The 22,668-nt window shown below is 60.6% G+C and carries 13 protein-coding genes, 1 tRNA gene and 1 riboswitch; of the genes, 2 read left to right on the forward strand and 12 right to left on the reverse strand.

All coding sequences use genetic code 11. The features are described from left to right. Window positions 1-158: 158 nt before the first annotated feature. From ACODTD_RS09095 to ltaE, 5 genes are all read right to left on the reverse strand, one after another. Window positions 159-249: transfer RNA gene (locus ACODTD_RS09095), tRNA-Ser, on the reverse strand. 62 nt (window positions 250-311) lie between these two features. Next, window positions 312-500, reverse strand: a complete 189-nt coding sequence (csrA, locus tag ACODTD_RS09100) for a carbon storage regulator CsrA (RefSeq protein WP_002554426.1) — start codon at window positions 498-500, stop codon at window positions 312-314. A gap of 186 nt (window positions 501-686) precedes the next feature. Next, the gene (locus tag ACODTD_RS09105) at window positions 687-1,928 is read right to left on the reverse strand and encodes an aspartate kinase (RefSeq protein ID WP_007951048.1); all 1,242 of its coding nucleotides are present in this window, start codon (window positions 1,926-1,928) and stop codon (window positions 687-689) included. A 90-nt stretch (window positions 1,929-2,018) separates the two neighbouring features. Further along, on the reverse strand, window positions 2,019-4,643 hold the full coding sequence (gene alaS, locus ACODTD_RS09110) for an alanine--tRNA ligase (protein ID WP_011335527.1): 2,625 nt from the start codon (window positions 4,641-4,643) through the stop codon (window positions 2,019-2,021). A 146-nt stretch (window positions 4,644-4,789) separates the two neighbouring features. Then, window positions 4,790-5,794, reverse strand: a complete 1,005-nt coding sequence (gene ltaE, locus ACODTD_RS09115; RefSeq protein WP_011335528.1) for a low-specificity L-threonine aldolase — start codon at window positions 5,792-5,794, stop codon at window positions 4,790-4,792. 197 nt (window positions 5,795-5,991) lie between these two features. Continuing rightward, window positions 5,992-6,163, forward strand: a riboswitch (FMN riboswitch). A gap of 102 nt (window positions 6,164-6,265) precedes the next feature. Here ltaE and ACODTD_RS09120 point away from each other — a divergent pair. Then, window positions 6,266-6,775: a 6,7-dimethyl-8-ribityllumazine synthase gene (locus tag ACODTD_RS09120; RefSeq protein ID WP_011335530.1), complete on the forward strand. Its 510-nt coding sequence runs from the start codon at window positions 6,266-6,268 to the stop codon at window positions 6,773-6,775. Window positions 6,776-6,821: 46 nt separating this feature from the next. Here ACODTD_RS09120 and astE read toward each other — a convergent pair whose 3' ends face one another. From astE to ACODTD_RS09155, 7 genes are all read right to left on the reverse strand, one after another. After that, complete coding sequence (gene astE, locus ACODTD_RS09125; RefSeq protein WP_007951052.1) at window positions 6,822-7,832, reverse strand: succinylglutamate desuccinylase; 1,011 nt, start codon at window positions 7,830-7,832, stop codon at window positions 6,822-6,824. Window positions 7,833-7,844: 12 nt separating this feature from the next. Beyond that, window positions 7,845-8,135, reverse strand: coding sequence for a hypothetical protein (locus ACODTD_RS09130; protein ID WP_011335531.1), 291 nt, complete (start codon window positions 8,133-8,135; stop codon window positions 7,845-7,847). A 59-nt stretch (window positions 8,136-8,194) separates the two neighbouring features. Beyond that, complete coding sequence (astB, locus tag ACODTD_RS09135) at window positions 8,195-9,541, reverse strand: N-succinylarginine dihydrolase (RefSeq protein WP_011335532.1); 1,347 nt, start codon at window positions 9,539-9,541, stop codon at window positions 8,195-8,197. A 137-nt stretch (window positions 9,542-9,678) separates the two neighbouring features. Then, a complete protein-coding gene (astD, locus tag ACODTD_RS09140) occupies window positions 9,679-11,148 on the reverse strand; it encodes a succinylglutamate-semialdehyde dehydrogenase (RefSeq protein WP_201816523.1) in 1,470 nt (489 codons plus the stop codon). Continuing rightward, window positions 11,145-12,170 (reverse strand): arginine N-succinyltransferase, encoded by a 1,026-nt coding sequence (astA, locus tag ACODTD_RS09145; protein ID WP_011335534.1) that lies wholly within the window; start codon window positions 12,168-12,170, stop codon window positions 11,145-11,147. Before astA ends, astD begins: the two co-directional genes overlap by 4 nt. Window positions 12,171-12,221: 51 nt before the next feature. Continuing rightward, entirely contained in the window at window positions 12,222-13,241 is a 1,020-nt protein-coding gene (gene aruF, locus ACODTD_RS09150) for an arginine/ornithine succinyltransferase subunit alpha (RefSeq protein WP_011335535.1), read from the reverse strand. 131 nt (window positions 13,242-13,372) lie between these two features. Continuing rightward, a complete protein-coding gene (locus tag ACODTD_RS09155; protein WP_011335536.1) occupies window positions 13,373-14,593 on the reverse strand; it encodes an aspartate aminotransferase family protein in 1,221 nt (406 codons plus the stop codon). A 308-nt stretch (window positions 14,594-14,901) separates the two neighbouring features. Here ACODTD_RS09155 and ACODTD_RS09160 point away from each other — a divergent pair, with 308 nt between their 5' ends. Then, window positions 14,902-22,644 carry a dermonecrotic toxin domain-containing protein gene (locus tag ACODTD_RS09160; protein ID WP_489104766.1) on the forward strand — a complete coding sequence of 2,581 codons (7,743 nt, stop codon included), beginning with the start codon at window positions 14,902-14,904 and terminating at the stop codon, window positions 22,642-22,644. The last annotated feature ends 24 nt before the right edge of the window (window positions 22,645-22,668 follow it).

The following is a 22,668-nucleotide window of genomic DNA, read 5'->3' on the forward strand; positions in this document are numbered from 1 at the left end:
GTGACCGCTCGGTTCGTAGCCGAGTACTCTATCCAGCTGAGCTACGAGTGCATTTGTTGCGCCGCATTATAGCCCGTCTAATCTCTATTCCAACCACTTTTTCTATAAATTTCAACAACTTACAGAAAAAGCCAGATTACAACGTACTAAGCAAATAATGGCGGAGAACGGGGGATTCGAACCCCCGACACCCTTTTGAGGTGTACTCCCTTAGCAGGGGAGCGCCTTCGGCCACTCGGCCAGCTCTCCGCAACACGGGGCGTATATTAACCACCTTCTTCCCCGTTTGCAAACATAAAAATCGATAAAAATTAATGGCTTGGTTCTTCGTCCTTCTCTTTCTTTATACGCAGATAGATTTCTTCACGGTGCACGGCCACCTCTTTCGGGGCGTTGACGCCGATACGCACTTGATTTCCTTTAACGCCGAGCACGGTCACGGTGATTTCGCCATCACCGATAATCAGGCTTTCTGCGCACCGACGAGTCAGAATCAGCATACCTTTCTCCTCACGCGAATCATTTCAGGGACAACAGTCTGCAAAAAAAAGGCACCCGACCTACAACCGGAGCGATCGTAGCCCTACATGCCTGAGTATTGACCAGCGCGAGCAAAAGAACAGTTCAGGGCTCACGCCATTCAAAAAATAAAGGGCGCGGTCAGACCGCGCCCTTCAGACAACGCATCACTCGCCCTGACGGGCCGGAGCGTCGAGTTCGAAAGCCGTGTGCAGGGCGCGCACGGCCAGTTCCAGGTACTTCTCTTCGATCACCACGGAAACCTTGATTTCCGAGGTCGAGATCATCTGGATGTTGATGCTTTCTTTTGCCAGGGATTCAAACATGCGGCTGGCCACGCCTGCGTGGGAACGCATGCCGACGCCGACGATCGAGACCTTGGCAATCTTGGTATCGCCCACCACTTCACGGGCACCGATCTCGCGAGCGGTGTTTTCCAGCACGGTTTGCGCGGACTGGTAGTCGTTGCGGTGCACGGTGAAGGTGAAGTCGGTGGTGTTATCGTGCGCGACGTTCTGCACGATCATGTCGACTTCGATGTTCGCGGCACTGATCGGGCCGAGAATCTTGAACGCCACGCCCGGGGTGTCTGGCACGCCACGGATGGTCAGCTTGGCTTCATCGCGGTTGAAAGCGATGCCGGAAATGATCGGCTGTTCCATGGTTTCCTCTTCATCAATAGTAATGAGGGTGCCCGGACCCTCCTTGAAGCTGTGCAGTACGCGCAGCGGAACGTTGTACTTGCCGGCGAATTCCACCGCACGGATCTGCAGCACCTTGGAACCGAGGCTGGCCATTTCCAGCATCTCTTCGAAGGTGATCTTGTCCAGACGCTGAGCAACCGATACCACACGCGGGTCAGTGGTGTAGACACCATCGACGTCGGTGTAGATCTGGCACTCGTCAGCCTTCAGCGCAGCGGCCAGCGCCACACCGGTGGTGTCGGAACCGCCACGACCCAGGGTCGTGATGTTGCCGTGCTCGTCGACGCCCTGGAAACCAGCGACCACCACCACGCGACCGGCTTTCAGGTCACCGCGAATCTTCTGGTCATCAATCTGCAAGATACGCGCTTTATTGTGCGCACTGTCCGTCAGAATCCGCACCTGGTTGCCGGTGTACGACACCGCCGGCACACCGCGCTTGATCAGCGCCATGGCCAACAGGGCGATCGTCACCTGCTCACCTGTGGAAACGATCACATCCAGTTCGCGCGGAACCGGTTGATCTTCGCCACTGATTTGCTTGGCCAGATCGATCAGACGGTTGGTTTCGCCGCTCATTGCAGACAGCACAACCACCAGGTCATCGCCGGCATCGCGGAATTTCTTAACCTTGTCGGCGACCTGCTCGATTCTCTCGACAGTGCCGACCGAGGTGCCTCCAAATTTCTGTACGATCAAAGCCATTTCAAAGCCGCCTCTGCCCATGAAGGGCGCCCAATAATCACTCGAACAGCCGCCGGGTCCGCCACTAGACTGCGGGCCCGACGGGCCGTCTTATAAACCCTGCTCGACGAATGGAACGGTCAGCGCCAGTGCGCCATCCAGTGCGCCGGCGTCGACACCGCCGCCCTGCGCCATGTCCGGACGACCACCGCCCTTCCCGCCCACTGCCGCAGCAGCCTGCTTCATCAAATCACCGGCTTTGAGTTGGCCAGTCAGGTCCTTGGTCACGCCTGCGACCAGTACGACCTTTTCCTCATGGACACTGCCGAGCAGGATCACTGCGCGGCCGAGTTTGTTTTTCAGCTGATCGACCAGCGCCAGCAGCGCCTTGCCGTCCTGACCATCCAGACGCACGGCCAGCACTTTCACGCCCTTGACGTCCACGGCCGAGGCCGACAGATCGTCGCCCGCGGCAGCAGCGGCCTTGGCCTGCAACTGCTCGAGCTGCTTTTCAAGCGCACGGTTGCGCTCCAGCACCGCCGACAGCTTGTCGATCAGGTTGTCGCGGCTGCCCTTGACCAGGCTGGCCGCTTCCTTGAGTTGTTCTTCAGCAGCGTTCAAGTAAGCCAGCGCCGCAGCGCCGGTGACCGCTTCGATACGACGCACACCCGATGCCACACCGCCTTCGCTGATGATTTTCAGCAGACCGATGTCACCGGTACGGTTGGCATGGATACCGCCGCACAGCTCGACGGAGAAATCACCGCCCATGCTCAGCACGCGCACGTTGTCGCCGTACTTCTCGCCGAACAGCGCCATCGCGCCTTTCTGCTTGGCGGTTTCGATGTCGGTTTCTTCGGTTTCAACGGCGGAGTTCTTGCGGATCTCGGCGTTGACGATGTCTTCCAGTGCCTTGATCTGCTCCGGCTTGATCGCTTCAAAGTGGCTGAAGTCGAAACGCAGGCGCTGACTGTCGACCAACGAACCTTTCTGTTGAACGTGGTCGCCCAGCACTTTGCGCAATGCAGCGTGCAGCAAGTGAGTGGCCGAGTGGTTCAGCGAAGTAGCGTGACGCACGTCGGCTTCGACGTGGGTTTCCACCGGTGCGCCAACGATCAGGCTGCCCGACGCCAGTACGCCGTGGTGCAGGAACGCGCCACCGGTCTTGGTGGTGTCGCGCACGTCGAAACGGCTGTTGCCGGCCTGCAGGTAACCGCAATCGCCGACCTGGCCGCCGGATTCGGCGTAGAAAGGGGTCTGGTTCAGAACCACAACGCCTTCCTGCCCTTCACTCAAGACGTCCACGGACTGGCCATCTTTATAGAGAGCAACGACTTTCGCCGAACCGCTGGTGGCGTGATAACCGGTGAACTCGGTATCGACGTCAACCTTGACCAGGCTGTTGTAGTCCAGACCGAACGAGCTGGCGGAACGTGCACGGACGCGCTGGGCTTCCATTTCACGCTCGAAACCGGCTTCGTCGATGGTCAGGCTACGCTCGCGGGCGATGTCCGCGGTCAGGTCCATCGGGAAACCGTAGGTGTCGTAGAGTTTGAACACCACGTCGCCCGGCACCACGTCGCCTTTGAGCTCGGCCAGATCCTGCTCGAGGATTTTCAGGCCCTGCTCCAGGGTCTTGGCGAACTGTTCTTCTTCGGCTTTCAGTACGCGCTCGATGTGCGCCTGCTGGGATTTCAGCTCCGGGAACGCTTCGCCCATCTCGGCCACGAGTGCGGCAACGATCAGGTAGAAGAAGCTGCCCTTGGCGCCCAGCTTGTTGCCGTGACGGCAGGCGCGACGGATGATCCGGCGCAGCACATAACCGCGACCCTCGTTGGACGGCAACACGCCGTCGGCAATCAGGAAGCCGCAGGAACGGATGTGGTCAGCCACGACTTTCAGCGATGCCTGAGCGTCGTTGGTGCAGCCGATCGCCTTGGCCGATGCGGCCAGCAGGCTCTGGAACAGGTCGATTTCATAGTTCGAGTGAACGTGCTGCAGCACGGCACTGATCCGCTCAAGACCCATGCCGGTGTCCACCGACGGGGCTGGCAGCGGGTGCAACACGCCATCGGCGGTGCGGTTGAACTGCATGAATACGTTGTTCCAGATTTCGATGTAACGGTCGCCGTCTTCTTCCGGCGAGCCCGGTGGGCCGCCCCAGATGTCGGCGCCGTGATCGTAGAAAATCTCGGTGCAAGGACCGCACGGGCCGGTATCACCCATGGTCCAGAAGTTGTCGGAGGCGTATGGCGCGCCCTTGTTGTCGCCGATGCGCACCATGCGCTCGGCCGGCACACCGACCTCCTTGGTCCAGATGTCGTAGGCCTCGTCATCGCTGGCGTAGACGGTGACCCACAGTTTTTCCTTCGGCAGGTTCAGCCACTTCTCGGAGGTCAGGAAGTTCCAGGCGTAGGTGATGGCATCACGCTTGAAGTAGTCGCCAAAGCTGAAGTTACCCAGCATTTCGAAGAAGGTGTGGTGACGGGCGGTGTAACCGACGTTTTCCAGGTCATTGTGCTTGCCGCCGGCGCGCACGCATTTCTGGCTGGAGACGGCGCGGGTGTACGCGCGCTTTTCCTGGCCCAGGAAGCAGTCCTTGAACTGGTTCATCCCCGCGTTGGTGAACAGCAGGGTTGGGTCGTTGCCCGGAATCAAAGAGCTGGAGGCTACACGGGTGTGGCCTTGCTCTTCGAAGAAGCGAAGGAAGGCTTCACGGATTTCTGCGCTTTTCATTAGGTTCTTCCACGGAGGCTGCGGCCAAAGGCCTGTACGAAACGTCAACAGACGAAACGACGGCAAAGGGCCGCATTATATCGGCCCTGCGCGCGGGGTACAGCGTGTTTATACGATAGAAACGGTCAATTGGGCCGCTAACGCTGTCACTTGCGCGAAAACTCGACGAATGTCGCGATCACTTGCTCGATTTGCGAGCGATTGACGTCCATGTGCGTGACCATCCGCAGACGGGCGGCAGCGCTCAACTTGATCCCGCGTTCGGCGGCAAATGCCTTGATCGCCTCGGCACGGTCGCCCATCTGCACGTAAACCATGTTGGTCTGCACCGGCTCGACACTGAAACCGGCCTCGCGCAAGCCTTCGGCCAGCAACTGTGCGTTGGCATGGTCATCGGCAAGACGCTCCACGTTGTGATCCAGCGCATACAGCCCCGCCGCCGCCAGCAGTCCGGCCTGACGCATGCCGCCACCGACCATTTTGCGCAGGCGCCGGGCCTTTGCAATCAACGCCGACGAACCGCACAGCACCGAACCGACCGGCGCGCCGAGGCCTTTGGACAGGCACACCGAGACCGAATCGAAATATTGGGTGATTTCCCGGGCATCGACCCCCAGCTTGACCGCCGCGTTGTACAGCCGCGCGCCGTCCAGATGCAGTTGCAGGCCGTTGTCCCGAGTGAACTGGCGGGCCCGGGCCAGATAGTCCAGCGGCAACACTTTGCCCTGCATGGTGTTTTCCAGCGCCAGCAGGCGGGTGCGGGCGAAGTGGAAATCGTCGGGCTTGATCGCCGCGGCCACCTGATCCAGGTCCAGCGAGCCGTCGGCCTGCACTTCCAGCGGCTGTGGCTGAATCGAGCCGAGCACCGCTGCGCCGCCGCCTTCGTATTTATAGGTGTGTGCCTGTTGACCGACGATGTACTCGTCACCGCGCTCGCAGTGCGCCATCAAGCCCAGCAGGTTGCTCATGGTGCCGGTCGGGACGAACAGCGCGGCAGCAAAACCGAGCCGTTTTGCCAGTTCGGCTTCCAGACGATTGACCGTCGGATCTTCGCCATACACGTCGTCACCGGTGTCGGCGCGGGTCATCGCGTCGAGCATGGCGGGAGTCGGTTGAGTGACGGTGTCGCTGCGAAGATCGATAACGCTCATGAACCTGGCCTCAAGTCAGCAGGGGAAATCCCTTTTCGAAGAGGAATTACTGCGGGCATGGCGCGGATTAATCAACCCTTGCGCAAGGAAAAGTCGTTTTCACGCTTCGAATAATCCGATGGCAATCATCACAAAGGCGCAATGCACAGCCCGGCAATCTGTGTTAAAAACGCTGCGCCGTCCGATAAAGGGCGGCGAAACGTTCTCAGGGCGGGGTGCAATTCCCCACCGGCGGTAATTGCGCGCAATGTGCATAGCCCGCGAGCGCTTGGTGACGGACACGGCATAAGCCGTGAGCGGCAGCAAGGTCAGCAGACCCGGTGTGATTCCGGGGCCGACGGTCACAGTCCGGATGAAGAGAGAACGGGATTGACGCCAAAGGGCCGTCCGCCGCGTTCGCGCGAGCGTGCGTACCCTTGAATCCCTTTCGATTCATAACGCCCTGTTTTTCACACAAACAGGAGTCAGAACATGCAACCCACCGCTATCGACAGCAAAAGCAAACACACCCACGGCGAGCGCGTCGCGTTCATCCAGGCCTGCTGGCACAAGGAAATCGTCGACCAGAGCCGTAAAGGCTTCCTCGCCGAAATGATCGCTCAGGGTTATCAGGAATCGGACATCGATTTCTTCGAAGTCGGCGGCGCCTTTGAAATGCCCCTGCACGCCAAGCTGCTGGCCAAGACCGGTCGTTATGCCGGTATCGTTGCCGCCGCCCTGGTGGTGGACGGCGGAATCTACCGTCACGAGTTCGTCGCCCAGTCGGTGGTCAGCGGCCTGATGCAGGTGCAGCTGGAAACCGAAGTGCCGGTGTTTTCGGTGTCGCTGACCCCGCACCACTTCCATGCCGGCGAAGAACACCAGAAGTTCTTCTTCGAGCATTTCGTGCACAAGGGTCAGGAAGCGGCGAAGACCTGCGCCGATACGTTGCAGAAAGTGCGTGCATTGCGCCGCACCGAGCCGCGTGCTGTAGCGGTCTGATGCAATAACGATCTCCCCCGCGCGCTGCGTGGGGGAGATTTCAGTGTCAGGCAAGATTTTCGTCAGTGGTCGGCACGATCAGAATACCCGCCCGCAGGCCGTTCTTGACCTTGGGGTTGGGGAAGATGATCCGCGCGCCCTGCTCTTCGATGATCCAGCGGGTATTGGCCAGGTCTTCGGCCAGCACATAACCCACATCCAGTTCGGAAAAGTTTTCGATGTCCGCCGGCAGGTTCAGGCGGAACGCATCGCTGTGCTTGATGATTTCCCGAGCCACGCTGAACAGTTGCAGACCATCCAGGCCTTGCTCGGCCATCTCTGGTTCGGTGCCTTCGATGATCTGCTTCAGGCGGGTTTCCAACAGCGACACATTGACCCCGGCGTTCTGCCCGAATGGCCGCGCCTTGCCCAGTTCCAGCGTGAAGGACTCGGCCCCCAGCTTGTCGTAGGTGTAAGAGCTGAACACGATCGACGGCTTGTTCTGCAACAGCACCGCCTCCATGCCGGCGGCGCGCAGGCGGGCCAGCTCAAGACGGGAATGCTGGCGACCTTCCTTCCACGGATAAAGGGCGAACTGCTCGATCTTCGAACCGCGAATCGCGGTGTGCAGGTCGTAGTGCAGGCGCTGACGATCAGGAAGACTGAAGAAACTCGCCGCCAGACGTTCCAGCTCGCAGGCACGCAGGGCTTCGGAACCGCTGCTTTGTTCGTGACGGCCGTTGAACAGCCGATTGACGTCCTGCTCGACGAAACGCTCGCCCTTGCGAATCGCTTCCGGGTTGCCGAACAGGAACAGAATGCGTGCGCGCGGCTTCAGATCGCCGCGGGCGATGTCATGCAGCAACCGGTCGAGCAATTCGATCGGTGCCGTTTCGTTGCCGTGGATGCCTGCAGACAGCAGCAGGTCCAGGCCATTGTCGCGCGCTTCGGGTGGCCGGACTTCCAGCGCACCCTCGCTCAACCAGCGCATGCGCACGCCTTCGACAGTCAGTTGAGTCTTCTCCGCCGGTTCACGGCCGGCGAGGGTCAGTTCAAGCAGTTTGCCGAGGGCGAGCATAGAGCGGTTTCCTTAGTGGTCGTGATTGCAATCCGGGCCGTGCACGTGGCCGTCATCGTCGCCGAGGTCAGCCGGTTCCATCTCCAGTTGCAGACTTACCAGATTAGTCGCCAATGGGCGCAACAGCAGGTTGGCGTACTCTTCGTCGCCCTCTTCGACGTCCACGCCGATCAACAGTTGGCCGCGGCCGTCCTGCTGGATCCACAGCTCTTTGCCTTGCCACATGACCGCGACGCGGGTGCAGGAAGTTTGCAGTTGCGTGCCGTCAGTGTCTTCAAGGATCAGCTGCAGGGAATCGCTCATGTTTTACGCTCTCTTGGGGAGATGGAACCGTGCGCCGCGACGAGGCGGCGCATCGGTCATCAATTGATCTGGAATGGATAAACCGCGCCCAGTTTAAGGATTTGCGTCAGTTCATCCAGTGCCGTCCGGCATTCAAGCAGCAATTGCGGATCCGCCAGATCGCTTTCGGTCAGGCGGTCGCGGTAGTGCTTTTCAACCCATGCGGTCAACGAACCGTACAACGGGGCAGTCATGATAACCCCTGGGTTGACGGCCGCCAGCTCGGTTTCGTTGAGCGCGACGCGCAGTCGCAGGCACGCCGGGCCACCACCGTTCTGCATGCTTTGCTTGAGGTCGAAGACTTTCACTTCGCGGATCAGGCCGCCGGAGCTGGTCAGGCCTTGCAGGTAATTCCACACGCGCTCGTTGCCACGGCACTCTTCCGGCACGATCAGCAGCATCGAACCGTCAGGACGCGACAGCAACTGGCTGTTGAACAGGTAGGAACGCACCGCGTCGTCCACGGTGACCGCCGAACGCGGCACGCAGACCGACTGGAACTTGCCGCCGACCTTGGCCAGTTTGGCTTGCAGTTCAGCCAGCATCTGATCGGTGTCGAGGAACGCGTCCTCGTGATAGAACAGCACCTCGCCGTTGCCCACCGCGATCACGTCGTTGTGGAACACGCCCTGATCGATAACGGCGGGATTCTGTTGCGCGTAGACCACGCCGTCGTCACGCAGACCGTGCAAACGAGCGACCGCTTGCGACGCTTCGAGGGTCTGACGCGCCGGGTATTTCTGCGGCGCCGGGTAGCGGGTGTCGAACGCACTGCGACCGAACACGAAGAACTCGACACCGGCATCGCCGTACTCACGGCAGAAACGCGTGTGGTTGGCTGCGCCTTCGTCACCGAACTGCGCCACTGCCGGCAACGCGGCGTGGTGAGCAAAGTGTTGCTGGTTGGCGAACATCGCGCCCAGCACGCGACTGGTGGTCGGGTGCTCGATGCTGCGGTGGTATTTGCAGTTCAGGTTGGCGGCGGTGAAATGCACGCGACCGTCAGCGGTGTCGGCACTCGGGCTGACCGTGGCGGCGTTGGCCACCCACATGCTCGACGCCGAGCAGCTGGCGACCAGCAACGGCATCGCTTCTTTGGCGGCGCGCTCGATCACCTGAGCGTCGGTACCGCTGAAACCCAGACGGCGCAGAGCAGCCACGTCCGGACGCTCCTGCGGTGCGAGAACGCCCTGCTGAAAGCCCATTTCCATCAGCGCTTTCATTTTCGCCAGACCTTGCAGCGCCGCTTCCTTCGGGTTCGAGGATTGCTGGCTGTTGCTCTGGGACGCAACGTTGCCGTAGGACAGACCACCGTAGTTATGGGTCGGCCCCACTAGACCGTCAAAATTGACTTCATAGGATTTCATCAGCGAGGCTCCACGAGAATCTGTTGTTATAGGCTTCAGTAACTATTCTTTGAGACCGCGGCGCGGCCATCGCTGGCAAGCCAGATCCCACAGGGATCTCATCGCCCTTGTGGGAGCTGGCTTGCCAGCGATGGGCATCACGCCATCTTCACGCCAGGCGTCAGGGCCGCCGGCAACACCAGGCTCGGGGTTTCCAGCGAGGCCACCGGGTACGCGCAGTAATCCGCCGCGTAGTAGGCGCTGGCGCGGTGGTTGCCCGAAGCGCCGACACCGCCGAACGGTGCGCTGCTCGCAGCACCGGTCAGTTGCTTGTTCCAGTTGACGATCCCGGCACGGCTTTCCAACCAGAACTGCTGGTAGCGCTCTTCGGAATCCGACAGCAGACCTGCGGCCAGGCCAAACGCAGTGTCGTTGGCTTCGGCAATCGCCGCCGCGAAATCGGCGTAGCGGATCACCTGCAGCAACGGGCCGAACAGTTCTTCATCGGAACGCTCGGCAACCGCCGTCACATCAACGATGCCCGGGGTCAGCAGTGCCGATTGCGCCTGTGGCTGAGTCATCGCCAGCAACGACACAGCGCCGTTGGCCAGCAGATGCGCCTGGGCATCCATCAACGCTTTCGCCGCGCCAAGGGAAACCACCGAACCCATGAACGGTGCCGGCTGCTGATCGAACGCACCGACCTCGATGGTCGAGCTGACTTCCACCAGACGCTTGAGCAGGCTGTCGCCCCACGCGCCTTCCGGCACCAGCAGACGACGGGCACAGGTGCAGCGCTGACCGGCGGAAATGAACGCCGATTGAATAATCGTGTACACCGCAGCATCAATATCGGCGACCTGATCGACCACCAGCGGGTTGTTGCCGCCCATTTCCAGCGCAAGAATCTTGTCCGGACGACCGGCGAACTGCTGGTGCAGGTGATTGCCGGTACGGCTCGAGCCGGTAAAGAACAGACCGTCGATGCCCGGGTTCGCCGCCAGAGCGATACCGGTTTCGCGGGCGCCTTGCAGCAGGTTCAGCACGCCGGCCGGCAGACCGGCTTCAATCCAGCACTTGACCGTCAACTCGGCGACTTTCGGGGTCAGCTCGCTTGGTTTGAACAGCACGCTGTTACCGGCCAGCAGCGCCGGCACGATGTGGCCGTTCGGCAAATGGCCGGGGAAGTTGTAAGGGCCGAACACCGCGACCACGCCGTGGGGCTTGTGGCGCAACACGGCGGTGGCGTCGCCCAACGGGCCGCTCTTCTCGCCGGTACGTTCGCGGTAGCTCTGCACCGAGATCGCAATCTTGTTGACCATGCTGGTGACTTCGGTCGCGGCTTCCCACAACGGTTTGCCGGTTTCCTCACCGATGGTGCGGGCCAGTTCGTCAGCATGGTTTTTCAGCGCAGCGGCGAATGCTTCGAGCACGCTGATGCGATCTTCCAGGGTACGCCGGGCCCAGCCCGGGAACGCCTGACGCGCAGCCTGCACGGCCGACTCGACCTGAGCGGCGGTGGCGCCCTCCCCCGACCACAGCACTTGCTGGGTCACCGGGTTCAGCGATTGAAAGGCCTCGCCCTGACCGGCCAGCCACTCACCTGCGATGTATAGCGAATTCATTATTTCGACTCCCGGGCAGCGGACAACGCTACGGCGCGCACCTGATCGCCAGCGTTGAGTTGAAGACGTTTGGCGGTCAGCGGATCGACCACCAGGGTGCCGGCGGCCAGACGGGCCGGCGCAGCCGTGATGCGGCAGTCTTCGCGTTTGCGGTTATGGATGATGAACGGCGTGGCGTCGTCGCCCGGCGTGCCGATAGCCAGCACCAGCGCTTCGCTGTCACGCACCGCGCGGATCTTGCTGGTCTCGCACTCGATGGCGGGGCCGGCGTCGAAGATGTCGACGTAACCCTGATAGCTGAAGCCTTCGCTCTTGAGCATTGCCAGCGCCGGCTCGGTGTCCGGGTGAACCTGACCGATAACGTTGCGCGCGTCCGGCGACAGGAAGCAGGTGTACAGCGGGAATTTCGGCATCAGTTCGGCGATGAACGCCTTGTTGCCGACACCGGTCAGGTAATCGGCCTGGCTGAATTCCATCTTGAAGAAGTGACGGCCCAGGCTTTCCCAGAACGGCGAACGGCCGGCGTCATCCGACACGCCGCGCATCTCGGCGATGATCTTGTTGCCGAACAGTTCCGGGAATTCGGCGATGAACAGCATCCGCGCCTTGGACAACATACGGCCGTTGAGGCCGGTGCGGTAGTCAGCGTGCAGGAACAGCGAGCACAGCTCGGAGTTGCCGGTCAGGTCGTTGGCCAGGAACAGCGTCGGGATCTCGCGATAGATGTTCAATTCCTGCGAGGCGCTGACGGTCAGGCCGACGCGGAAGTTGTACCAAGGCTCGCGCAGACCGACCGCGCCGGCGATGGCGGAAATCCCCACCACGCGACCGTTGTCGTCTTCGAGCACGAACAGGTAATCCGCGTCGCCACGACCGGCTTCACCGCGAAAGGTCTTCTCGGCCCAGCCAACCCGGTGGGTCAGGCGCTCTTCGTTGGCCGGCAAGGTGGTCAGGCCGGTGCCGGTGCTGCGGGCCAGGTCGATCAGAGCGGACAAATCGCTGCTGCGTACGGGACGAACAATCATGCTATCTCCTCAAACGGGCCGCCGTGGCCACCCGTGAAACTCGCTAAGGCGTTAAACCGCCACCAGGCGCACGCTGGCACCTTCACCGACGCCCAGGGCTTCGGCCGCTTCCAGATCCAGGGTCACCGGTTTGCCCGGCGCGTAATCCAGCTCAAGCAATACCGCGCGGTAATCCTGCAACTGGGCATTGGCCACCAGATACTGGCGCCCGGCACCTTTGACCGGCTCGCCGAGCTTCACCGGCACCACACGGCTCTGGGCGATCGAACGGATCCCCGAGACACGCGCATGCAGGGTCGGGCCACCGTCGAAGATGTCGATGTAGTGATCGGTCTCGAAGCCTTCGCGCATCAGGATGTCGAAGGTGATCTGCGCACGCGGGTGTACCTGGCCCATCGCTTCCTGAGCGGAGTCCGGCAGCAGCGGCACGTAGATCGGGTAATGCGGCATCAGCTCGGCGAGGAACGTCCGGCTTTTCAGGCCACACAGACGCTCGGCCTCGGCGTAGTTCAGGTCGAAGAAGTTGCGACCGATGGCGTCCCAGAATGGCGAGTCGCCGTTCTCGTCGCTGTAACCGACGATCTCGGTCACCACCGAATCGGCGAACCGCTCAGGATGGCTGGCGACGAACAGCAGACGACCACGGGAGTTGAGCTCAGACCACGGTGAACCCACCAGCTCGCGCTGCACGTAGAAACTGGTCAGCAAGCTGTTGCCGGTCAGGTCGTGGCATTGCGAGAGCACGTGGATCTTGTTGTGGATCTTCAGCTCGCGGGAGGCGTGCACGAAGGTCTCGTTGCGAAAGCTGTAGAACGGCTCGGAGTAACCGGCCGAAGCGACGATCGCCGAGCAGCCCACCAGCTTGCCGGTGGCGGTGTCTTCGAGGACGAAGAAGTAACTTTCTTCGCCGTTGAAGCTCACTTCGGCGGCAAACGAGGCTTCGCTCGCAGCGATTTTGTCGCTCAGGCGTTCAACGTCATCCGGCAAGGAAGTGACACCAATCGGGCTGTCCGCAGCCAGACGCTGTACCTCGCCCAGATCAGCCATTTGCGCGGGGCGCATCACCAGCATGGTGTCACTCCTTTCTCTACTTCAGGTCGGCGAAAGCGCCGACTCGGGAAAAAAATGCCGGGCAGGCCCGGCACAGGAAAATGGTCCCGGCACCTGTCGATGACGACAGACGCCGGGCGGTCTTGCATGAATCAGGCTTGGGTCAATTTCGCCGCAGCACGCTCGAAGCGATCCAGACCGGCGTCGATGTCTGCGTCTTCCACCACCAGGCTCGGGGCGAAACGGATCACGTCCGGACCCGCCTGCAGAATCATCAGGCCTTCTTGTTCAGCGGCGTTGAAGATGTCCTTGGCCTTGCCTTTCCAGGCGTCGCTCAGCACGCAACCGATCAGCAGACCGAGACCACGCACCTGGGTGAACAGGCCGTACTTCTCGCCGATCTGTTGCAGGCGGGTCTTGAACTTGTCGTGCTTGGCATGGACGCCGTTCAGCACCTCAGGGGTGTTGATCACGTCGATCACCGCTTCGGCCACGGCACACGCCAGCGGGTTGCCGCCATAAGTGGTGCCGTGCGTGCCGACGACCAGATGCTTGGCCAGCGCTTCGGTGGTCAGCATAGCCGCGATCGGGAAACCGCCGCCCAGGCTCTTGGCGCTGGTCAGGATGTCCGGGGTCACGCCGTAATGCTGGTAGGCGAACAGGTTGCCGGTACGGCCCATGCCAGTCTGCACTTCGTCGAACACCAGCAGCGCGTTGTTGGCGTCGCACAATTCACGGGCGCCTTGCAGGTAAGCCAGCTCGGCCGGCAGCACGCCGCCCTCGCCCTGGATCGGTTCCAGAACGACCGCGCAGGTCTTGTCCGAAACAGCGGCTTTCAGCGCCGCCAGATCGTTGTACGGTACGTGGGTGATGCCGGTGATTTTCGGACCGAAACCGTCGGAGTACTTCGACTGGCCACCGACGTTCACGGTGAACAGAGTACGGCCGTGGAAGCTGTTGAGCGCGGCGATGATTTCGTATTTCTCGGTGCCGAAACGGTCGAACGCGACACGACGGGCCAGCTTGAAGGCGGCCTCGTTGGCTTCGGCGCCGGAGTTGCAGAAGAACACGCGCTCGGCAAAGGTGGCGTCGATCAACTTGTGCGCCAGGCGCAGGGCCGGCTCGTTGGTGAACACGTTGGACACGTGCCACAGCTTGTTCGCTTGCTCGGTCAAGGCACCGACCAGCGCCGGGTGCGCATGGCCCAATACGTTGACGGCGATGCCGCCGGCGAAGTCGATCAGCTCGCGGCCGGCCTGATCCCAGACGCGGGACCCGGCGCCACGCACCGGAATGAAAGCGGCAGGCGCGTAGTTGGGAACCATAACCTGGTCGAAATCGGCGCGTTGTACCGCAGCGTGCTCAACGGACATCGGAGTCTCCTGATGAGGGCCACCCGCCTGAAACTGGCGAGCGATGGGGGGATTGTAAGGACAGTTTTGTGCCCGGCCTTGCCGCCAAGCGACAACTTCTTATAGCGCAAACCCCGGATTTTCCCGGGTTTACGGCAATGCGACATATAGCGTCGCAAAGGCGCAGTTTAAACCGTCGCCAGCAATTGCAGCAGGCCTGAGAGGATATCAATTGCGGCAGCCGCCAATGTCATATCTATGTACCGCACTTTGTCGAAAGCAATTTGATTTGCTGGGCTCCTTTTCCGGATGCCGAAGGCAGGATCACCATGCAATCTCCGATCAATCGGGCCAGCGCCACGGCCGACACCGACGACCGACACAACCCGCCCTCTCATTATCAACCGCTCGTCAACGCCATGCCCTCATGGCTGGGCAATGCCTCGGACAAAAGGCGCGAGGCACTGAAGAACAATCGCAAGACACTTCCCGACACCCTCAAGACTGCACCGCAGGCGGATCACGACGAATTGAGAGCCGCGATCGCCAACCACATGTCAGCTCAGAACACCGTGGATCAGAGGCTCGAACGCGTGCAGGACGCCAGCGCGTTTGCAACACCGCTGCTTGCGCAAGCGTTGAAGTCCCGGTTCGGCGTGGAAGTGGACGTCAAGGAAACCTTCCTGCGCCTCTACATACCGGTGACCGTGTCCGGCTTTGCGATCAAAACCGGCGCCCGGGTCTGGACCGTATCGCTGGTAGAGGCGGCGCTGCACAATTTCGAAGAGAAGGAAACACGGCAAGGGGCTTACGAAAGTGGCTCGTCCTTTATTTCCAGACCGACTGCGACAGGGCAGTTCGAGCCGCTGCCGCAGGTCAACGGCAAAATCACTATCCCGGCCTTCACCAGCCTTTGCCGGGAGCTGGACATCGGCGCCCGCTACAAAAACTACCTTGAAGACAGCCTCGGTTTCACCAGTCCGGTCGCCGCCGCGGTGTTATCCCGCGAGGTCAAGGACAGTCAGAAAGCCGCACTGAGGGCCGCCCTCCAACTGGCACGGATGAACCAGGACATCGGAGAGTTATATTTTCGACTGATCGGCGGCTTGCTCGATGGTCTGGAAGGCATGCGGATCGACCGTCAACCGCTGCGCTGTCACGATTTGACGATGATGTCGGCCACACTGACCGGCATCGTGATATTCACCCCGGATCTGGAACAGGCCAGGGCCTCGACCCGGGTGGTTGCTTACATACCCGATGATCCCGAGCACCCCGTCAAGGAATACGCCTCGCCCGTCGAAATGGAGAAAGAACTGACCCGCCAATTGTGCGCCCCCGACTATCAGCGTTTCTTCAGCCGTTTCGTACTCCATGAACAACGTGGTCATTTCTTCAGCGAACTGAACCGGCGACTGAGCAAGGTGACATGGCACAAGCCTGAGGCGGGAAGCCCGCTGCCTGCCTGGCGAGACACCCCTGTAAACAAGCCGAAACTGCAACTTGCCGTCACGCCCATCACCACAGAACTATGGGAACACCTCTACCAGGGCAAGCTGAACAAGATCCTCAATGACGCAGCGACTATCGCCGTATCAACGGCCACGACGGACGCTAACGCCCGCTGGGCGCTCTGGGACTCCTTCGTCAACGTGGCGTCATCGATTCTCGAGATCGCCTCCTTCGTCCTGATGCCGTTCGTACCGTTTCTCGGAGAAATCATGATGGCCTACATGGCCTACCAATTTCTCGACGAAGCCTTCGAGTGGATTGTCGACTGGGCCGAAGGGCAGATTACAGAGGCCGCCGAGCATTTTTTCACCGCATTGGAATCATTGATTCAGCTGGGAGCCTTCGCCCTCGGTGGCGGGATTGCCCTGGCAGAACTTCCAAAAATACTGCCGGCAGAAGTCATGTCATTCATTGACCGGTTCCAGCCCGTCAAACTGCGCAATGGCAAAACCCTCTACTGGAAACCGGATCTGAAACCTTACGAGCGCCAGGTCAAGCCACCCGAAGGGACCGGGCCCGACCGCCAGGGCCTGCATCACTATCAGGGCGAAAGCCTGCTGCCACTCGAGCAGACGCATTACCTCGTCAGTCCGCATGAACATCCCGGCAAACTCTACATCGAACACCCCGCACGGGCAGATGCCTACCGTCCCATCGTGCGCCATAACGGCGAAGGCGCCTTTCATACCGAGCTTGAACGACCGCTTGAATGGGACGCCCCTACCGTATTGCAACGGATCGGTCACAGCGTCGAGTCGTTCCCTGCGGTGCGACGTGAGCAGATCCTCAAGGTCAGCGGTTATTCGCAAGACGCACTGCGCAAAATGCACGTCAACCAGGAGCGCTTGCCCCCCCTGCTGGCTGACAGCATTCAGCGCTGCCGGATTGATCAGGACCTGCAGGACTTCATCGACCGGATGGCCAGCGACCGCCCCGAGGATTATTCAGGTGCGGATCCGCTGCTCCAGCTCCGGCTTATCGCAGAGCAAACGCCCTGGCCGCAGCGCAAGACATTGCGTTTCATCAACGCTCAAGGTGAGATTGCATGGCAATCCTCTGCCGACGAACAGCTTCCTGTGACTGAGATTCGACAGGACAGCCTCTCCGATGGCGACGTCCTCAAGACGCTGCTGCAAACGCTCAGCGAGCCGGAAATCAATACGCTGCTGGGAGAGGATTTCGCAGAGATGCACGCTATCGAAGCGCGCACGCGCAAGCTCAGAGCCAGACTGGCGCAGATCGCCCGAGAGCAGCGCACTTCGCTTTTCGAGCAACGCTACCAGGCGCTCCAACAGCGCGACGAGCCCTTGATCAGGCGTGCGGCCCTGCATGAGCCGCAGCTGCCTGCCAGGGTGACTGAAGAGTTGCTGAACACGGCCACCGGTTCGGAACTGGTGATGATCAGCAAAGGACAATGGCCCGAACGGCAACAGGCGCTGGCAGAACATGCCAGGCAGGAACTGCGCGTCACTCGCGCCTTCGAAGGGTTGTTGCTGGATTCTGTGCGCAATCCTGATACCGATACGCTGGCGCTGCACAGCCTGCAACGATTGCCAGGCTGGTCCGCAGACGTACGCCTTGAAGTGCGCGGTCAAGATCCCCAGGGACAGCTGATCGACAGCACCGGCCCGGTCGATGCCGCCATTCAGAAGGTGCTGGTGCTCAAATCCGATGGGCTCTGGCAGCCGTACGACGAGCAGGGACTGCAACTGCACGGCTCCACCGATTTCTACACTGCCGTCCTGCAAGCCCTGCCGGACGCGCAAAGAAACGCCTTGAACCTGCAGATCGGCGAGGGGGAAAAACTCAGACAAGCCATCAGTGACAATCCGCTGCCACGTACCGAACTGCGGCTGGCGATCACGCCCGACCCCGTGCCGCCCCCCGTCATGGATACCTTGCGGTTGCTGGGCACGGACGGTTACTCACGCAACCCGCCACCGGCGCTGCGAGCACCTCGCACGCTGGACAACCGGATCAGGCAGATCTACCCGAGAATGCCTGAAGTCGAACGAATCGCCATGGCGCAGCGCCTGGCCAACCATCCGAACGGCGCGATCGCCGAACTGTCACGGCTTCAGCTGGAATACGCGCAACTCGACAGCGATCTCAATCAATGGCTGTTCGACCTACCGGAGATCAACCCGGCTGATGGCCTCCGTCGAACGGATGACCAACAGATGGCCGCCATCCGTGATCGCCAGACGTTCGCCAACGACCTGCGTAGTTGCTGGCGCAGAGAGATGCATGGCCCGCATGGTTACCAGATGCGTTTTTCACAGCCGATCGTGGGTGACCTTCCTGCCCTGACGGCCGACTTTTCCCACGTCGACAATCTGGAACTGATCGGCAGCGGCGAGCCCGGTGCCCTTGACCACTTCCTCGAAAGTTTTTCGGGACTTGTACGCATGGACCTGCGCGACTTCGACCTGCACAATCTGCCGCCGCGCCTGACAACGCTCGCAGGTCTGAAACAGCTGACGCTGCAAAACTGTGGCGTCGTCCTGACACCGGAAAACCGATCGATTCTGTCGAACCTCAACGGGCTGACCGCACTGGATCTGGAAGGCAATCCACTGGGTGTGACGTTCGACTTCACCTTCATGCCGAACCTGACGCATCTGAACCTTTCCAGTACCGGCCTCTCCGAAATCCCCAGCGGCGTCCTGGATCACCCACGCCTGACCAGCGCATGGCTTACCGATAACCAGATCACCACACTGCCCGATGCCTTGTTCGAACAGCCGGCTGCTTCCACCGCAGGGTACGATTTTTTCGGCAACCCGCTTTCTGCTGCGACCCGTGAAAACGTGAAGATCTACTTCAACCGGACCGGCAGCGATCTGGGCGTTCGTCCCGAGCAAACGGATATAAACCGGATCAAGGCACTGTTTCCCGACCTGAATGACCGTAAATCCAGCGAACTGATTTACAGCCTGCCCGGCTCGCTGTTACAGGGTCGGCTTCAACTGGATCGCTGGGAGAGCGAAATAACCCGGCTGACCAGCGAGCTGGCCACATGGGCGCGGGACACACCCAATCGTGATCCGTCCACGGGTGAAATGCTGACCCCCAACGAACATTTCAATCAGTTTTATGAGCGAGAAGTTTTCGCCGGAAGAATTGAGCGGCTGTGGCGTCACCGATCGACGGCACATCCGCTGACGAGAGCGGATGTGTTATCGGCGCAAGCCAATTTCATCGGTGACATGCCGGAGCTGTCGGCGGATTTCAGCCACATCACCGCACTGTCGCTCAACGGGAACAAACAAATACGTGCCACCTCAACCTTTCTGCGCAGCTTTCCCCGGTTGAAACGCCTGATCCTGCATGACTTTGCACTTGAACAACTGCCACAGTCCCTGGCGGCCCTGCCCGTGCTCGATACCCTGGTTCTCAACAACTGCGGCGTGATCTTGACTGGCGAGCTGCAGCTTGCACTGGCGGGGATGCGCGAGCTTGAATCACTCGAACTGCCCAACAACCCGCTGGGCAGTGCGCCCGACGCAGGCAGTCTGCCAGCGCTCATGTATCTGGACCTCTCTCGCACAGGCATCAGCGATGTTCCTCCCGGATTGGCCGGCCATCCGAGATTGAAAACGGCCATTGTCAGTGATAACCGGATCAGCGAGTTGCCCGAGGCGCTCTTTGACCTGCCCGCCGAAGCCAGCGCAGGATTCGATTTCTCCGGCAATCCGTTGACCGCCGACACACTGGAACGGATCAAACGTTACTCGCGCGACACCGGCATGGATTTCGGCGTGGTCGCCAAACAGGCTGACATCGATGCCACCCAGGCGCTGTTTCCCGACCTGGACGGCGAAGAGGCCAGCGAGGTGTTTTACGGGTTACCCGGTGACCTGGAACACGGACGCCGCCAGCTCAGGCACTGGAAAGCCGAGCTCGAGCAGCTCACCGCCGATCTGTCGCAATGGAAAATGGCAGTGCCCCACGAGCATCCTTTCAGCCATCAACCCCTCTCACCGCGGGAGTTCCTCGCCGAACATTCGGCACGAACAGCGTTTGCCGAACAGTTGCAAACCCTGTGGCGCTCACGAATGCCGGAAAACCCCAGGCAGCGGGGCGATTCACTGGTAGCGCGTGTGACATTCATCGGCGAATTGCCCACCCTGACGACCGACTTCAGCCACATCCGCGAAGTCTCACTCACAGGGCATGACGCTCTCGGCAACGTCGACGGTTTCCTGCAACCCTTCAACACCTTGCGCCACCTGGAACTGCACGATTTCAACCTGGGCCAGAACCCGCTGACGTCCATGCGCATGACTTCACTGCAGCGCCTGGTTCTGGAGCATTGTGGATTGACGCTGACCCCGCAAAGCCGCGCATCCCTGTCGTCTCTTGAAAATCTTCGGTATTTGAATCTGAGCCGAAACCCGCTGGGCGCCCACCCGCCCCTCGAAGCGCTGCCGGCCCTGGTGCAACTGCGCATGATCGATACCGGGATTTCGAGCCTGCCCGACGGTTTGCTCGGTCATCCACGACTGCTCATCGCCATGCTCGAACGCAACCGGATCCGCGATCTGCCCGACATCCTTTTCGATATTTCCGCCCGCCCACCCAAGCAACTCAGCCTCGCCGACAACCCGCTGTCATCCACCACGCGGGAACGCATCAAGCTCTGTTACCAGCAGTTCAGGCAGCACTTCGGCGTTTCAATGCCTCGAGAAGACCTCGAGCGGATCCGTGAGCTGTTTCCATCCCTGAGCGATGATGACGCCAATCGAGTGCTGTACCTGCTGCCGGGAACTCTCGACTTCGGTCGATTACAGATCGGGCGCTGGGAGACCGAACTGCGGCAGCTTGAAGGTGACCTCGAAAAATGGGTGACAGACGTCCCTGATCGTTATCCGGCAAGCAGCATCGAGCTGACCGCCAGTGATCGATCCGCAGAGCAGGCCAGTCGCAGAATGTTCCGACAGGAGATCGAATCGTTCTGGCGCGAAAGGTCTCGCGAACACCCCGAGCGGCGAAGCACGGTGCTCAACCTGAATCCGGCCTTCATCGGTGACCTGCCGGACTTGAGTGCCGACTTTTCTCACGTGACAACATTATCGATCACCGGCAATGCTCAGCTACGGGCAAGCACAGGCTTCCTGCGAGGGTTCACCGGCCTCGACTCGCTCGAATTGCGTGATCTGGCATTGACCGAAGTGCCACCTGCACTGACCGCAATGCCGGATCTTCAGCAACTGGTGCTGAGCAACTGCGGGGTCGTACTGGATGACAAGGGCAGCGCCACGCTGGCGTCACTGAAGCAACTGGTCAGACTCGATCTTTACAGCAATCCGCTGGGCCGGTTGCCGGATATCCGCAGCCTGCCGGAACTGGAATTTCTCGATCTGTCGAACACCGGGATTACCCGGCTGCCATCGAGTTTGCTGGATCCTCCCTGGCTGGAAACCGCCATCCTCAGCGGCAATCGCGTGACCGAACTGCCCGCCGAGCTTTTCGATTTGCCTGCCTCCGCCAGCAACGGCATTGACCTGGGCGACAATCCGCTGGACGCGGCCACCCGCGAGCGCATCAAGGATTACTTCCGCCGAACCGGGGAAGACCTTGGCGTGCTGGCCGAGCCGTCGGACATCGCACGCGTCCAGACGCTCTACCCGGCCCTGAGCGATAAACAGGCCAGTAATTTCATCTATCACCTCGAAGGCACACTGGCCGATGGCCGGATCGAGCTGGCACGCCGGGAAGCCGAACTCGAGCAATTGCTGGGTGATCTTGCCGCCTGGGAAAACGACATACCCGATCATCCGGTGACCGGGCTGCCACTCCCCCCGGACCAGCGCCTGATGCAAGAGCAAATCAGAACGGCATTGCGAGAAGCATTGCTGACTTGCTGGCGCAAAACCCCGGTCGAAGGAGCAGACGCCAGTGACCACCAGTTTGCGTTCAGGCTGCCGATCATGGGGGAGTTGCCAACACTGACCGCCGACTTCGGCCACGTTTCGGATCTCTATCTGGTCAGCACCAGTAATCACTCGCCGCGGATCGGTCGATTCCTCGAGGCCTTTACCCACCTTGAAAGCGTCGATATTCAAGGTTACGACCTGCCCTCCATCCCCGAAGCCGTGTTCCGGATGAAGCGACTCACCACCTTGAGCCTGCCGACCTGCAATCTCACGTTATCGCCGCAGGACGTGGCCGGGCTGGCAAGTCTGGACCAACTTGATCTGCTGCATCTGCACAATAACCCGCTCGGACTGACACCTGACCTCAGCAATTTGCAGAACCTCACCGACCTGGACCTGAGCACCACCGGCATCAGGGAAATCCCCAAGGGTGTACTGGAGAATTTCAACTGGATGGAAGTGGATCTGTCGGGCAATGAAATCACTGAAATGCCCGATGCACTCATGGAGGTGCCTGCCCACGTCGGCGATCGCTACGACCTGTACGGCAATCCCTTCTCCGCCCAGGCCATGCAGCGAATTCGGGCTTACTACCAGGAAACGGGGATGACCCTGAACGTTGACGACGTCATGGAACATCCACAGGTGCAAACTCGCCCCAGTGCCGAAATCGAAGATTGAAGGACATCTGAAACGCCAGCGCCA

Source organism: Pseudomonas sp. FG35, assembly GCF_057809295.1.